The 16,341-nt window shown below is 44.4% G+C and carries 11 protein-coding genes; 7 read left to right on the top strand and 4 right to left on the bottom strand.

Features of this window, described 5'->3' with window-relative positions; all coding sequences use genetic code 11:
- Positions 1-99: 99 nt before the first annotated feature.
- Both QUB37_RS18565 and QUB37_RS18560 read left to right on the top strand, forming a co-directional pair.
- A complete protein-coding gene (locus QUB37_RS18565) occupies positions 100-513 on the top strand; it encodes an HAD-IIB family hydrolase (RefSeq protein WP_333164704.1) in 414 nt (137 codons plus the stop codon).
- 764 nt (positions 514-1,277) lie between these two features.
- A complete protein-coding gene (locus QUB37_RS18560) occupies positions 1,278-2,525 on the top strand; it encodes a transposase (protein WP_333164701.1) in 1,248 nt (415 codons plus the stop codon).
- Position 2,526: 1 nt separating this feature from the next.
- On the opposite strand, the gene QUB37_RS18555 is transcribed toward QUB37_RS18560, so the two are convergent.
- The 4 genes from QUB37_RS18555 to QUB37_RS18540 all read right to left on the bottom strand — a co-directional run bounded on the left by QUB37_RS18555 (position 2,527) and on the right by QUB37_RS18540 (position 11,511).
- On the bottom strand, positions 2,527-3,417 hold the full coding sequence (locus QUB37_RS18555; RefSeq protein ID WP_333164698.1) for an alpha/beta fold hydrolase: 891 nt from the start codon (positions 3,415-3,417) through the stop codon (positions 2,527-2,529).
- Between the two features lie 214 nt (positions 3,418-3,631).
- Positions 3,632-5,659, bottom strand: coding sequence for an adenylate/guanylate cyclase domain-containing protein (locus QUB37_RS18550; protein ID WP_333164695.1), 2,028 nt, complete (start codon positions 5,657-5,659; stop codon positions 3,632-3,634).
- A complete protein-coding gene (locus tag QUB37_RS18545) occupies positions 5,625-10,325 on the bottom strand; it encodes a response regulator (protein ID WP_333164692.1) in 4,701 nt (1,566 codons plus the stop codon). Before QUB37_RS18545 ends, QUB37_RS18550 begins: the two co-directional genes overlap by 35 nt.
- Before the next feature lie 676 nt (positions 10,326-11,001).
- Positions 11,002-11,511, bottom strand: coding sequence for a hypothetical protein (locus QUB37_RS18540; RefSeq protein ID WP_333164689.1), 510 nt, complete (start codon positions 11,509-11,511; stop codon positions 11,002-11,004).
- A 77-nt stretch (positions 11,512-11,588) separates the two neighbouring features.
- Between QUB37_RS18540 and QUB37_RS18535 the strand changes: the two genes are divergently transcribed.
- The 5 genes from QUB37_RS18535 to QUB37_RS18515 all read left to right on the top strand — a co-directional run bounded on the left by QUB37_RS18535 (position 11,589) and on the right by QUB37_RS18515 (position 16,296).
- The gene (locus QUB37_RS18535) at positions 11,589-12,506 is read left to right on the top strand and encodes a histone deacetylase (RefSeq protein WP_333164686.1); all 918 of its coding nucleotides are present in this window, start codon (positions 11,589-11,591) and stop codon (positions 12,504-12,506) included.
- Between the two features lie 142 nt (positions 12,507-12,648).
- Positions 12,649-13,659 (top strand): glycosyltransferase family 2 protein, encoded by a 1,011-nt coding sequence (locus QUB37_RS18530; protein ID WP_333164683.1) that lies wholly within the window; start codon positions 12,649-12,651, stop codon positions 13,657-13,659.
- A gap of 198 nt (positions 13,660-13,857) precedes the next feature.
- The gene (locus tag QUB37_RS18525; RefSeq protein WP_333164682.1) at positions 13,858-14,436 is read left to right on the top strand and encodes a serine acetyltransferase; all 579 of its coding nucleotides are present in this window, start codon (positions 13,858-13,860) and stop codon (positions 14,434-14,436) included.
- Positions 14,437-14,479: 43 nt separating this feature from the next.
- Complete coding sequence (locus QUB37_RS18520; protein ID WP_333164679.1) at positions 14,480-15,667, top strand: glycosyltransferase; 1,188 nt, start codon at positions 14,480-14,482, stop codon at positions 15,665-15,667.
- Between the two features lie 113 nt (positions 15,668-15,780).
- Positions 15,781-16,296: a serine acetyltransferase gene (locus QUB37_RS18515; protein ID WP_333164677.1), complete on the top strand. Its 516-nt coding sequence runs from the start codon at positions 15,781-15,783 to the stop codon at positions 16,294-16,296.
- The last annotated feature ends 45 nt before the right edge of the window (positions 16,297-16,341 follow it).

Raw genomic sequence — 16,341 nt, 5'->3', positions numbered from 1 at the left:
TATACTGATGATCCGTAAAAAAGTCATGCTGGAGTTGACGAGTATTTATACTCATCGCAAAAGTGACATGCTCCCGAACGATCGGGCATTGAACCAAATGTGATTAAAGATTTGCGGCGAGATATTCCGGGGGAACCGACGAAAGTTTTGGCATTGTGCGAGAATCCGGGGGTACTCGACGGCTTGCTCAGCAGTATGCGGCAGCGCTACACGCCTGCGGAGCTTTATTTGACTCAATCGGTTGCTACTTTTTTTGAAGCTACGCATCCTTCGGCGAATAAGGGAGATGCGGTGCAGTATTTAGCGGAGGAACTTTTAGGTTTGCAGGCGGCGAACGTGATGGCGATCGGCGACAATTTCAATGATGTGGAAATGATTGCCTACGCGGGCGTGGGCGTGGCGATGGGCAATGCTCCTGATGGCGTGAAGGCTGCTGCTGATTGGGTGGCGCCGGATGTGGAGGAAGATGGGGTGGCGGCTGCGATCGAACAATTTGTTTTGAGCGATCGTTGATATTTGCAGCACAAATAATCTTCCCAATATTATAGGGACAGGCAATTCCCATTGGTGTCAACTTAAGCCTGAAACCCCTGACAAATCTGGGTTTTAGGCAAAGTCTAGATCCCCCTAAATCCCCCTGATTGTTGGGGAGTAGGGGTTGACTTTGAGAAGACTCCTGTCCCCCCCTTCTTAAGGGGGGCTAGGGGGGATCTGGCCTTAATCGTCAAACAGTAGTCTCTGAATGGGTTTGGCGTTAAGTTGACACCAATAATGGGCAATGCCGTGTCCCTACAATAGTTTAAAAATGCCTTGCAACAGAAAAAGCACCGACGACTGGCCGTGTTTCGTCTCGGTGCTTCTTCTGGTTCGCTCCTCACACGTCCATCAATATAGCTGACTCAGTAAATTGTGTCAATACTTTTTACCAAAGTTTTTTTTTTAGTCTTTCCAAGCCTGGGTGCAGGTGCGGTGGATCGAGGTAGAACGTTTGGAAGGTAAGGGTTTTGGTCGATCGCCCTCTCCCTTGCCTTCACCAGAAAAATTTTACCTATAACAGCAAGAAAGCTCACACTGTACCTTTACCCAGCAGGTCAGTGTTGAGATGAATTGCGCGTGAGGCTTCCGGTGAGCGTCAGCCGAACCGTGGACGACAGTCTTCTGACAATGCGATAGCTTTCGTTCGAGGACAGGTCCCAAACGAGCCAAATATTTGTGGTGAGTTGACATATTTTTAATTTTTGTTACCATGAATATGTAAACACGGTAAGGTCGATGCCATGTACAGAGCAGTGAAAATCAGAATTTATCCTACCGACGAGCAGGAATCCTACTTGGCTCAATGTTTTGGCAATACTCGATGGTTGTGGAATTATATGCTCAATGCCACTACTACCGCGTATAAAGAAACTAGGAAAGGTCTTTCTAAAGCTGCGATGGACAAGTTGCTTCCTGGTTTGAAAAAGGAATATGAATGGTTAGGACTGGCTTATAGTCAGGTCTTACAACGAGTAACATTCAATCTTTCAAGCGCGTTTGTAAACTTTTTTGAGGGACGCGCTAAATTTCCGAGATTCAAATCTAAACATGGTAAGCAATCGATTCAATATCCCCAAAATGTGAAACTAATGCCACAGGATTCTGTAATCAAGTTTCCTGGTAACTTGGGGTTAATGAAAACCGTGTTTCACCAAGACCTTCCTGATGCTAAATTCACGACTGTAACCATATCGAGAAACGCAGATGGTAGGTACTATGCTTCTATTCTTTTTAACCAAGAAGATACGCCCGCCGTCGCAATTAGAGAAGCTATCGGTGTTGATTTGGGGTTGAAAAACTTTGCTATAACTTCAGAGGGTTCAAAATACGACCTACCTAAGAAGCAATTGGCTAAGTTAGAAAGGAATAGAAAACGCAAACAAAAGAAATTAGCCCAAAAGACGGATAAAACCTCTAACAAGCGTCGCAAGGCTAAACTTTTAGTTTCTAAAGTCTCTAGCAAAGTAGCTAGAGTAAGACAAGACTTTTTACACAAGCTATCTCGCAAAATAGCCTACGAAAACCAAGTTATTTGTGTAGAAGATTTGGCAGTTAAGAATCTGGTTAAAAATCCCAACTTGGCAAAAGCAATATCAGACCAAGGATGGGGAATTTTTCTAACCATGCTCAAGTACAAAGCCGAGAGATTTGGTCACACCTACCAGGAAATAGGGCGGTTTTTCCCATCTTCTCAACTTTGTAGCGAGACTCTACTACCCATCCCCATACTGCAAAAAGGATATGATTCATTGGGTGTAAGACTTGTAGATTGTCCTCACTGTCTGCATCGCCATGATAGAGACATCAACGCTGCAATAAATATTAAAAACGAAGGCTTGCGAGTTTTGGCGTTAGGAACTAGCGCTTCTGCCCTTGGAGGGGATGTCAGACCAAGGTCATCAGGACGTAAAAAATCCATGAAGGCTGAGGCAATCCCCGTTGAATTGGGAAGTCCACACCCTATCTGTACTCAGATGGGTGTTGGGTAGTTCACTTCACTTCCACCAGCCAGTCCAAAATCAGAGCGTTGACTTCACTCGGCCGCTCGTCGTGAGGACAGTGGCCTGTGTTGGGAATTGAAACAAATTTCACTGGTTTATCGTTGGCGGCCAATTCTTGATAAATCTGGCTGCCGGCGATCGGCGTCCAGGGGTCGTCTGCGCCCCAAAGTACCAATAACGGACGATCGACTTTGGGCAGCAATTCTGAGGGTTGAGGGCCTGGAGGGGCTGTCAGAATCGAGGCGAACACTTGTTGAGCTCCGGGCTCGCAGGAGGGGGCGTGCAGGAGTTCTACGAGTTCGTCGGTGATGGCTTCGCGGTTCCCGTAGACTTGGCGCAGGGTGTTGCGGATGCGGTGTTTTTGGCGGATGTTGTTGAACATAAACGGGCCGATCAGGGGCGATCGAACTAATTTAGTAAAAGTCCCCATCACTACTCGCAGCGGGAAATTCAGTTCGTCCGGCCGGTGGTTGAGCCCGCCAGCACAGTTGATTAAGACACCGCCGGCTGATATTTCTGGATGGTTGGCGACTACCATCAAACTCAGCAAAGCGCCGATCGAATTCCCGACAAATACCGCCGGTTCTAGTACCATATCCGCCCAGAAATCAGTCAGCAATTCTTCCCACAATTCCAGAGTGTAATCTAGGGCTGGTTTGGCGGAAGCACCGAATCCCAGCAAGTCCAGAGCAAATACGCGATAGCCGCCGGCCGCTAGTACGGGGATATTTTGCCGCCAATGTCCGATCGAAGCCCCAAATCCATGAATCAAGATCAGAGGGCGGCCGGTTCCTTGGACGGTATATTGGATTTTGTGACCTTTCCAAGTCCAAATTAATTTTTCAAAGCTGGTTGCAGATACTAATTGTTGTGCAGTCACGGCTATTATGTAAAGTTTCGTTAACTACTTTCATCATAGCAGAAGTCAGTAGTCAGTAGTCAGTAGTCAGTAGTCAGTAGTCATGAATTATTGGTTATTGGTTATGTGTTATTGGTTATGTGTTATTGGTTATATGTTATTTGTTGTAATACCCCATGCCCAATTCCCCATGCCCAATTCCCCATGCCCAATTCCCAATTCCCAATTCCCATTTTTACTTTTTTCCTAGCAACCAATAAGTCATCATATCCCCCTTACCTTTTACCGGAATCACGCCTCGCCTCTCAAACAAATACTTATCTTTCAAAAGCTCATAAGTAACATCAGTAACTTGAATGCTGCCTGCAAAACCCGTAGCTTCCATCCTCGCCGCTACATTCACCGTATCTCCCCATAAATCATAAGTGAACTTGCTAACACCAATTACTCCCGCAACCACCGGCCCGGAATTGATGCCAACGCGAATTGCCAGTTTTTCCCCTGTCTCGGCGCACAACTTTGCTATTTTTGCCTGCATTCCCAGGGCCATTTGGGCGATCGCCTCGGCGTGATCCTGTGTCGGCGTAGGCAACCCCCCGACTACCATGTAAGCATCGCCAATAGTCTTAATTTTCTCCACACCGTACTTTTCAGCTAACTGGTCGAAGTGGGAAAAAATTACGTTCAAGCGCTTTACCAACTCGGTCGGAGACATTCTAGCAGACAACTCAGTAAAGCCAACAATATCAGCAAATAAAACACTTACTTGGGCAAAACTATCGGCGATCGTGCTTTGCTCTGCCTTCAAGCGTTCTGCGATTGGTTTGGGTAAAATATTTAACAGCAACTTCTCGCTTTGTTCTTGTTGAACTTTTAGCGCTTCTTGCGCTAATTTGCGCTCTGTAATGTCAGAAACAGTACCCTCATAGTAGAGCAGCTCACCTTTTGAATCTCGAACAGCCCGAACATTTTCTGACACCCAAATCCGGCGCCCGTCTTTTCGACATACCATAGATTCAAATCCCGAAACGGAATTTTCAGCATCCATAGCAGCCACAAATTCGAGGCGGCGTTCCGGGTCAACGTACAGTTGCTGAGCAATATTGTGAATCTCGGACATCAGTTCTTCTGGCGAGTCGTAACCGTACAATTTTGCCAAAGCTGGATTAGCGCTGAGATAGCCTCCTGAAGGCGTGCTTTGAAAAATGCCTTCCATCGCATTTTCTACAATGCTGTGATATTTTTCTTGGGCAATACGCAGCAATTCTTCTGCTCGTTTGCGCTGAATCAAAGAACCTAATTGAGTGCCGACAGCATTAAAAACGTCTATAAATCGTGCGTCTTTCCCAGCAGACGAAATTTTAAAGAAAACTAGCACTGCCAATACTTCATTGCCTACCAAAATCGGCACGCCAAAACCAGCTTTGAATCCGAGTTCTAGTGCTATTTGACTTCGGAGAAAATGCGGGTATCCCCTGGAAATATCTTCTACCCATTCCGGTTGCTTGGATGCCCAAACTCGTCCTGGCAGCCCTATATTCATGGCAAATGTCAGTTGTTCGCTTTGCCTGCGGAACGCATCCATCCTCGCGTTGCTGGCATACCAGCCACGGGCAGATTGCAGCACAGTTCCTTCTGCATCGGGAATCCAAGCTTCTCCTACATCCCATCCGATTGTTTCGCCAACTTGGTGCAAAATTACTTCTAAAGCTGAGTGAAAGTCTACAGCTTCGCCGATCGCCCGCGTAGTTTCCAGCAAAAACCGGATTGATTCTTCAGCCCGCTGCCGTTCTGCGATTTCTTCCTGCAATCTAGAATTGCGATCGTGCAGTTCCTTAGCTTGCAGTTGCAGTTTGGATTGCAGCGAACGAAGGGAAAGCTGGTTTTGGACGCGGGCTAAGACTTCTTCTACTTGAAACGGTTTAGTAATATAATCCACTCCTCCTACTTGAAAAGCTTTAACTTTTTCCAGCACGTCATCTAGCGCACTAATAAAAATTACCGGAATATCTTTAGTTTTTTCGCTTAACTTTAACTGCTCGCAAACTTCATACCCGTTCATTTGTGGCATATTAATATCTAATAAAATTAGATCGGGAGGAGATATTTGTGCCCCTTGCAAAGCCAAGTGTCCGTTAATAGCCTTCCTGACATGATACCCGTGAGATGTCAGCATAGTGGATAAAAGTCGCAAATTATCCGGCATATCGTCAACGATCAGAATGTCTTTAGGAGTCGCTGGTAAGGGATGGTCGTTCATCATAATATAATTGAGTTAAATCGATAATGATATCTATCCGAAAATTATCGACTAAATCTGTTAAAGCGTTAGCGAGATTTGCCTCAGTTTCGGGAATTTCCTCGATCAGTTCGAGGATGCGGTTGTCGTCAACACAAAGTGCTGCTTGGTGCAACTCGACCACCCAGTCTGTGGGCATTACACTCAAATCCTCGGTGGTCAAACTTTTAAGCAGCGTCGGTGTTGAAAAAGAAGTAGATAAGTTTTCTTTCTCATAAATATAACGCAGGTTGAGATGATGCGCTATCTTTTCAAAGAGTACCTCTTCCCGAAATGGTTTACATATCAAATCGTTACAACCAGCAGACAAAATTATTTGCCGCTGCTCGTCAAAAGCACTGGCAGTCAAGGCAATAATTATTGTTTCTTTACCTTCGAGAGTTTTCTTAATCTCTCTTGTCGATTCATACCCATCCATCACGGGCATCAGCATATCCATTAATATCAAATGCGGCTTCCAAGTTGAATGCAAAGCAATTGCTTCTTGACCGTTAGTTGCTTCCCGGACTTCAAATCCCAGGGGTACCAGCAGCTTAAGCAGCAGTTGGCGATTTTCCGCTACATCTTCAACTATTAGTATCCGATAAGTGTCTTGTCCGGCTTCTAAAGCAATAACTTGTTTAATCGGCGGTTTTTCTTGTTCATCACTTTCTGTTACTAGGTTAACCCAGATATTAAAGCTAAAAATTGTGCCTTGGTCGAGTTTGCTTGCAACAGCAATATCACCTCCCATGATTCGGACAAACTGTTGGCTAATCGGCAACCCCAGACCTGTTCCCTGCATGGATTTTCTACCAGTTTCGGTTTGTACAAATGGCTTAAATAATGTGGAAATTTCTGAGGGAGAAATGCCGGGTCCCGTGTCGGCAATTTCAAAACACAATTGGGATTTGTCTTCTTCTGTGGCGTCTTTTTCAGCTTGCCTGCTGACGCGCAAAGTAACGGTTCCCTGCTGAGTGAATTTAATCGCATTGCCGAGTAGGTTAATTAAAACTTGCCGCAATTTAGCTTCGTCTGTTTGAATGTACTGCGGCAAATCCTCGGCATTTTCAAAGATTAAGTGCAAACCTTTTGAGTTGGCTTTTAGTTGCAGCATTTCTTTGAGACTGTTGAGAAGGTTGTAGAGATTGAAGCGGCTGGGATTGATCGTAATTTGACCTGCTTCTATTTTGGACATTGACAAAACATCATTAATGAGTTCTAGCAAATGTTCGCCACTGCGGTTAATAATTTCTATGTATTCTTTTTGTTCTTCCGTGATAGAACTGTTGCGGGCCATGACTTGGGAAAAACCGAGAATGGCGTTGAGAGGTGTGCGGAGTTCGTGGCTCATGGAAGCTAGAAATTGGCTTTTGGCGCGGTTGGCAACTTCGGCGTTTTCTTTGGATTTAATCAGTTCCATGGACTGCCTTTGAGTGCGGGCGAGCAATTCCGCTTGCTGTAATGCTACTCCTAGCTGAGTACCTACATCAACTGCAACGTTGATTTCAGCTTCACTCCACTGGCGGGGAGCAGAATTTTGATAGGATGCTAATAATCCCCAGAGCTTTTTTCCAGAGAAAATTGGTACAATAATGTAGGATTTAGCTTGAAATCTTTCTAGCAAGTGGACGTAACAATTATCGAAACCTTGCTTGTAAATATCTGGGACACAAAGGTAAGTTTTACCTCGGCTGTAGGCTCCGCCTTGGGTTTGTTGCAAATAGGTATCGTGGACTTCGGGTGAGATACTATCTAATTTTTGAACGAGGCAAAGTTCGCTGTCTAAAGCCCCTTCAGTAAGATTAGAATCGGTCTCCTGTGCTTGGATGAAAGAAACCCACTTGCGGTCAAGGGATTCCGCTACAAATTCGCCACTCCAGTCTGGATTGAAACGGTAAATAGCGACTCGATCGCACTTCATGGTTTGGCGCAATTCTCGGGTTGTGGCGTGAAAAATTTCTCTGATATCTAAAGTTTGCCGCATTCTTTCAATGATGCGGGCGATCGCTCTTTGTCGTAAAGCACTTTCTTGCAGTTCGGTTTCTGCTTGCTTGCGTTCGGTAATATCTACAGCCATTAAAGCAATGCCGATTGCTGTACCGTTATCGTCAATTAGCTGAGTATTGTACCACTCGCAGATGATAATTCTGCCGTCTTTAGTCAGATTTTCGGTAGTGCCGCTGGATTTGGCATTCAACTCGTGATTGAACATCTCAGATAATTGCGGGTGGTAGCTTTCAGGTACGATCAAATCGGAGGCGACACGACCAATCGCTTCTTGCTCACTGTAGCCAAAAATAGCTACGGCTGCAGGATTCCAAGTGATAATTTCTAAATTGAGGTTTAACTCGATAACTGCGATCGGCGTTTGCTGCAATAAAAATGAGATTCTTTGCTGCGATGCTAGCAGTTTTTCTTCGGCTAATTTGCGGTCTGTGATGTCATTAGCAGTGCCGAGAATTTGTTTGGGTTTACCATCGGCTGTTCTGAGAAATACTGTATCCCAACTGTGCATCCACCGCCATTCACCGTTTTTGTGTTTCATTCGGTATTGACATTCAATGACATCACCGTCTTGGGCTTGCTCCACTTTTTTGACGCTTTCCAAAAACTCTGGCAAATCATCGGGATTGAGCAATTTTGGCATCATTGCTGTACCCATATCTTGTATTTCTTGGGCGGTATATCCGAGCATCGTAGAAATTTGTCGGTTGGTATAAACATTCCGCTGTTCAATTACATCGTAAACGTACAATAGGTTGGGATTGGAATCGGCGATCGCTTGAATGAAGTGTTGGCTCTTTCTGAGTGCGGATTCTGTTTGTTTGCGAACGCTAATATCTCGCGCCACAATAATCACTGAATCTGGAGTCAGCGGAGAAACTTTAGCGTCGAGGCAAACGTTGCGCTCTCCGACTTTAAAGCTATATTCAACATTGATGGTTTGCTTCGTTTTTAGAGCTTGTTGGATCGCATTTAATACTAAATCTGCTATAGGTTTCGGCAAGACTTCGTGAGCGGTTTTGTTAATCATTTCGCTTGGAGGTTTCACCAAATTTGTTGATGCTGTCGGGGCGATTTTGATGCAGCGCCCTTCTGCATTTCTCACTAAAACTGTGTCAGTCATGGCGGCAAAAATCGCCCGCAATTCTGTTTCCGATTCTTGCAGAGCTTGCTCGGCACGGACGCGGGTGCGAATTTCTGCTTGCAGCACTTTATTTTGCCGATCGAGCTGCTGAATTCGGTTTTTTTCTCGTTCGATTAGTTTAGCTTGAGCGATAGCGAGTCCTACTTGAGCCGCCACAGCTTCTAATAAGTCGATTTCCTCGGAAGTCCATTCCCGGTAACGATCGCACTGGTGCAAACAGATAGCACCGTTTGCCCTGCCTTGGTAAGAAGTGCGAATTGCCAGCATCGATTTTAACCCAACCTTCTGGCAAATCGGTTGAACAGCTTGCAACAGAGGGTCTGAATAAACATTGTTGGAGGCGATCGCCAGATCTTGTATCATCATTTGTATGATGTGAGGATTGCCCCAAATTGGAACAGGTACATTCCGAATAGATTCACACTCCGGTTCGAGATACTCTGCCGCCAGAGGAATATCGACTTGGGGAGTAGTAACGTAAGTATGAATCAAACAGCGATTGACGCAGAATGCCAGACCGATTTGAGTTGCAGCTATTTGAAATATTTGTTCTGGCTGCAAGCTTGAGCGAATTTCTTGAGTTATTTTTGCAATCAGCAATTCTCGCTGAATTTGCCGTTCTAAAGCAGCTTTAGCTCCTGCCATTTCTATTTCTGCGTTCTTGCGATCGGTGATATCAAAAAGTACGCCATACCAAACAATATCGCCATTATCGCGCATTTCTGGTCGAGAATTAGATTGCAGCCATTTGAGTTTATCCGACGGTGTAATAATCCGCCATTCACAGGCAAAAGGTTCTAAAGTTTGGGCGCTAGTAGCAATTTGTTTTACCAGATATTCGTGGTCATCTGGATGATTTTGATTGAAGCAAAAGTCGGGATTTTTTAATATTTCTTCACTTTCTAATTCGTAAATCTCCCGACAAGCATAACTAATATATTCAAACTTAAAACTTCCATCGGGCTTCTTGATAAATTGATAAAGAACTCCCGGTATATTGACCGCCAATTTCTGCAACCGCGCTTTGCTTTCCCGGAGTGATTGTTCTGTTAGCTTGCGAAATTCTACCTCTTGTTGCAGTTGGGCATTCTGCTGTTTTAATTGTTTTGATAGCTGTTGTATAGTCAATTGACTCTCGATCCGCACTAAAACTTCTTCCACTTGAAAAGGCTTAGTAATGTAGTCAACACCGCCGACTTCAAAAGCTTTGACTTTGTGAAAAATTTCCTCAAAAACACTCAAAAAAATAACCGGAATTTCCCTCGTTTTCTCGTTGGATTTCAGTCTAGCACATACTTCATATCCGTTCATTTTGGGCATGGCAATATCTAGCAAAATTAAGTCCGGGAGAACGGTTAAATTAGCATTGACCGCCATTTCTCCTGAAATCGCCCGCTGAACTTTATACCCTTCTTTCGTCAATATGTTTGATATAAACCGCAGGTTGTGGGGCTGATCATCAATAATTAAAATGTGAATACTTTCTTTGTCAAATATCATTTTTTTCGGGTCATTGTGATGTTTTTAGTGCTAAAAGCAGATTGATTATTTAATAAATTTAGCGATTGCTTCCGATCATCATCATCATCATTATTTATTAAATATTTTCAAACTCAGCAAATAGAGGATTAACTTTAGATATTAGCCATCAACTAACGCACCTTCTTTTTTTTAAACTTATTGGTTGCTTGTCTTAAGTTTTCACTCAAATTAACCCTACTTAACCACAGTTTATTGTCAAAACAAATCGCCTTTTTTGCGGTACAAATTAAGTATGCCGAAAAACAATCATCGCTTGGGCACTCCAGACCAAAGCAAGCGGGTTTTTTAACTTTGTTCAAAAGCTAGGACAAAGTATTTTCGTTCAACCCGGTTGATGCGGGCAGGACAGTTTTTTGCTTGACTTTAGCATTAAAAGTCCCAGGAGGATAACGCAAGTTTCTGGACATTATGCTGCCACATTCAAAGGGTTTTAGCAGAGATAAACACCTGGACATACCGCGAGGGGAAGAAACAGTTTTTTTTACTCTTTTCGTTGCAACAAAGTATGGCTGTGAAAAACCTCGGTTTTGACCCACCCGCCCATCAGTCTTAAGATATTTATAGGTAACTAAGAGTATATAGCAATCCACCCTGCACCCAAAGCCTACCATATAAACTATTTTTTCGGTCTTTTCTATGCCAGCAATTCCTTAAGTTTAGCAATATTTTCACTGCTAAAGTAAATTTTAATTTCTAGTTCTTGGTCAGATTCCCACAGCAGCAGCAGATTATCTTCGCCCAAGGCGATTTCGGGATTGTTTAATTCAAGTGTTTGATATTTAACTTCGGGAATTCCTACGCGAATTACCAGTTCCGCTTCCAACTGAGGATAGATGTACAATTGCTGTTGCAAGTTGTCAAGTTCTAGTTTGTCAACAGTGTTGTTACGTTGGACAGGGGAATCGGGTTTGTACCAATAGAGAGTTTCCTCCCGAATTTCGGGATTGACTATCACAAATGTTTCGTCAAAACGCTGGGGGTGCCAGTGAATTTCGCTCAGACCGCCGATTTGCGGAATCAGTCGCTCTACCCAGCTAATTTCTTTGCCGTTCAGGTTTGCCCACCACTGACTAATATTATCGAGATTTTCAGCATTTTCGGGGTCGGTGCTGCCGGACTGCCAGACTGTTTTTAGTTGTTGCATATACAGGTTCTCCAGCGAATTTAAATTTGAGATTGCAGGTGTTCAATTGGAGATTCATTCGTTATACAATAATTTTAATGGACTTACCAATTATTTACCACGAAGATTACGTTGCACCTCTGCCACCGGATCACCGCTTCCCGATGGCAAAGTTTCGGATGCTTTACCAGATGCTGCTGGCGGACGGGGTAGCAGATAAATCGCAATTTCACGCTCCCGAACTTCCCCCTCAAGAATGGATTGAATTAGTCCACGACCACTCCTATGTTCAAGCTTACTGCAACGGGACGCTGGATAACAAAGCGACTCGGCGAATTGGTCTGCCTTGGAGTCGGGCCCTGGCCAACCGCACTTGCACTGCGGTTGCAGGAACTGTACTAACTGCAAAACTCGCTTTAGACTACGGTTTGGCTTGCAATACTGCGGGCGGAACTCATCACGCCTTCCCTGCTTTTGGGTCTGGTTTTTGTATTTTTAATGATTTGGCGATCGCCTCTCGCGTATTGCAAAAAAATGGTTTAGTTCGCAAAGTTTTAATTATCGATTTAGATGTCCACCAAGGAGACGGAACCGCCGTAATTTTCCAAGATGACAGCAGCGTTTTTACTTTCTCGATGCACTGCGAAGTCAATTTTCCCGGCACTAAACAAAAGGGCGATTTAGATGTACCTTTGCCTGTCGGTATGGAGGACGACGAATATTTACAAACATTGGATAAATTCTTACCAGATTTGCTTTCAAATGTCAAGCCAGATTTAGTTTTGTACGATGCTGGAGTAGACCCTCATCACGGTGACAAACTGGGAAAATTAGCTTTAACTGATACGGGCTTATTTCGCCGGGAAATGCAAGTTTTGACGGCGTGTTTGGCTGGCGGCTATCCCGTTGCCTGCGTGATTGGCGGGGGCTATTCCGATGACGCTAAGGGGTTAGTTTACCGGCATTCGCTGCTGCACCGAGCCGCCAGTCAAGCCTACAGGCAGTATCGACTTTGATCCAGAGCGGCGATACTTCCGAAATATGGCCGAAAAAACTGTCTCCCTCACCGAAACAAATAAAAATACTATTAGTCATCGCTCCAGCTTGCCAGATGGGTACAACTTGAGCTAAAAAGTTGTTAAACAAACAACGGTACTTATGTCGAAGGCCAGCGAGTCCAATCACCCCTATCCACTGCTGGTTGTCATTGTTAACTACCGAACCTCTAGTTTGACAATTGACTGCTTGCGCTCTCTAGTTAGCGAAGTTCAATCGCTGCCTGGTATGCGAGTTGTAGTTGGCGACAATGCTTCAGGCGATCGCTCCGTCGAAGAAATTAGTAGTGCGATCGTCTCAGAAGGCTGGAATGAATGGGCATCCTTCGTTCCCCTAGACCGCAACGGCGGATTTGCCTTCGGCAACAACGCCCTGATCCGTCCCGCCCTCCAATCCACCAATCCCCCCCCTTACTTCCTGCTGCTCAACCCAGACACCATAGTTCGCCCCGGTGCCTTAAAAGCCCTTGTCGATTTCATGGACACTCATCCCGAAGCCGGCATCGCCGGCAGCCGCTTGGAAGACCCAGACGGCACGCCCCAGGAGTCAGCTTTTCGGTTTCACAACCTCTTTACCGAACTCGATTTTGGTTGGCGGACAGGCTTTATATCGAAGTTATTAGCCAACTGGGCCGCAGCGCCTCCCATTTCCCAAGAAACCTGTCAAACTGATTGGGTAGCGGGAGCCAGCATGATCGTCCGTCGCGAAGTATTTGAAAAGATTGGCTTGATGGATGAAGCTTATTTCATGTACTGCGAAGAAATGGACTTTTGTCTGCAAGCGAACAAAGCTGGCTGGAGTTGCTGGTACGTACCCGAAAGTCGCGTTGTCCACTTAGTCGGCCAAAGCTCAGGCGTCACTGACACCAAAAAGCCCGCCAAGCGGCTGCCTACCTATTGGTTTGATTCCCGGCGTAGGTACTTTATCAAAAATTACGGCTTGGTTTACACAGCATTAACTGATGTATCCTGGGCTTCGGGTTTTGCAGCCTGGAGAGTGCGCCGCGTACTTCAAGGCAAACCAGATGGCGATCCACCACAATTACTGAGGGATTTTGTATTAAATAGTGTATTTTTAAAGGGGGGTAAGATTGAAAAATCCAAAAACTTTTAAAGGGAGTTGGTAAATCGGTCAAAGCCAACTAAACGAGGTTAACCTAGGCAAGCAAAATATTTTATGATGCTGCAGAGAAATTAGTATTCTTGATCGATAAAACCGGATTGCTCCTTCCTCAAAAACCTGATATACCCATTAATATCGTCGGCATCTAGCAACAAGAGAGTAAACAAGAAATAGTGTGAATTAGAGCTTATGGTAACTGAGCAAAACTTAATCACCAGTGAAAATCAAGTAGAAGATTCCAGGCTGGGACTGTGGCAGCAAATTAAAGAAGACTGGATTGCTCATGGTCGAGATTGGACAAAACCGGGATTTCGCGCCGTAGCAGTGCAGCGTTTTGGCGTCTGGAGAATGCAGGTAGAACCGAAATTACTGCGAGCTCCTTTGAGCATTATTTATCGAACACTCTACCGAAAAGTCCGCAATAGTTACGGGATAGACTTGCCCTACACTGTGAAGCTCGGTCGTCGCGTGGTGATTGAACATCAAAACGCTATTATTATTCACGGATATTGTACGATCGGCGACGACTGCATTATCCGGCAAGGTGTAACGTTGGGAAACCGCTATTTGGACAAACCGCTAGAATCCCCTCAATTGGGCGATCGGGTTAACGTCGGTGCTGGTGCAAAAATCCTCGGAAAAGTAAACTTGGGAGACGATGTAAATATTGGTGCCAATGCAGTCGTCTTGTCAGATGTTCCCGCAGGCAAAACAGCAGTGGGCATCCCAGCCAAGATTCTTCAATCTACTAAAAATTCCGACACTTAATGCTAAAATCAATCAAGTCAGTTGACAACGGAAGGCTAGTAAAATGCGTTTATTAATAGTCCAGTATGCCGGCGATTACCGCGAAGCATTTGAACGCTTTGCTGAAGGTAAAGGAGAAACATACTATGCTCAAAAATATTCGGTTGACGCAGTTGCTGAAATTGGCAAGCTGATGGAGGAAGTTACAGTTATTTGTTGCTTGACAGCAGAACCTTACGATCGAGTTTTAGCAAATGGAGTACGAGCAATCGGTGCCGGATTTCAAGGTAAAATTCAGATGAAAAACTTACTTCGCTTGATAGCAGAACAAAAGCCTACTCATTTAGTTTTGCGAACCCCGATTGGAGAAATTTTTCAATGGGCAATCCGACACAAAGTTAAAACAATAGCCACGTTAGCAGACTCTTTTTCAACCCAAGGTTTGCGAAACAAAATTAAAAATTATTGGCTAGCTAGCCTCTTAAATAACAATCAAATTGAATGGATAGGAAATCACGGTATTAATTCATGCCTATCTCTGCAAAAAATCGGTGTAAAACCTAGTAAAATTATTCCTTGGGACTGGCCTTCTACTGTTACGCCAGATTTTTTTGAGCCGAAAACGCTGCCAGTTGGTAAAAAAACTTGGAATCTAGTTTACATCGGCAGCATTACAGAATCTAAAGGGATTGGCGATGTTATAGAAGCGGTAGCGAAGTTAAAAGCCAAGAATTTATCAGTGAACTTAAAGATAGCAGGTCAAGGTGAAGTCGCAGAGTTTACCAAGCAAGCCCAAAAATTGCAAGTATCAGACAGCGTAGAGTTCCTGGGACTGTTGGAAAACAATCGTGTAGTACATCTGATGAGAGAAGCTGACCTAGTTGTAATTCCCAGTCACCACGAATATCCAGAAGGATTCCCAATGACAATTTATGAAGCTCTCTGTTCTCAAACTCCTATTATTGCTTCAGATCACCCAATGTTTAAGAACAACTTAAAACATCGAGAAAATGCGATGATCTTTTCGGCTAGCGACTCTACAGATTTAGGGGTACAGATTGAAAAATTGCTTTCAGACGCACCTCTTTATAAAAGTATTTCATTAGCTACGGCTGATGCTTGGAAAAGGTTACAAATTCCGGTGAAATGGGCATTGATGATTGAACGTTGGATAGCCGAGAGCGAAGAAAATCGGCAGTGGTTATTAGAACACGCTCTTTCGTCAGGACTCTACCACTCTAGATCGGAATAAAAGCTTACTGGACCGAGATTCAAGCAATCTCAATGCTCAGGTTAAAGAGTCCTCTTAACGCAAACTTCACAAATAAGCACAATTGTCTACATCATTAAAACACTGCACAAACAATGGTTGAGTCAATCACTAAGCCAATCGTTTCTGCTACAGAAGCAGACTGGAGCCGCGAAAAATCTAGCAAGTGGTGGGAACCCAGTCGCCAACTGCTCAAATCTATCCGCAACTATCAAAAGTGGCAGAAGCAGGGTGGGGTTTTAGGCTATTTTTTATGCCGTTTGAACATCATCGAGTATCGATTCTGGAGCGTTGTAACTGCAACAGACATCCCTTTAAATTGCCAAATACAAGGAGGACTGCTGCTGCCTCATCCTAATGGCATTGTCATTCATCCCAGTGCTTCCATTGGCCCTAACTGTCTGATTCTTCAACAGGTGACAATTGTTGCTGATGTCAAAATCGGCGGTCACGTCGATATTGGTGCAGGAGCGAAAATTATTCGCTCCGTAACGATCGGCGATCATGCTTTGATTGGTGCCAATGCTGTGGTGATTTGTGACGTGCCACCAGGTGCAACCGCAGTGGGAATTCCCGCAAAAATTATCGAAAAAAAGACCCCTAAAGTCTGATAAAAATTATAGAAGTCGCAGAAAAAACAGCAAATTAGCTCGATT

The organism is Microcoleus sp. AT3-A2 (assembly GCF_036705685.1).
GTDB lineage: Bacteria > Cyanobacteriota > Cyanobacteriia > Cyanobacteriales > Microcoleaceae > Microcoleus.
This window is presented reverse-complemented; position numbering and strand designations above follow the sequence as displayed.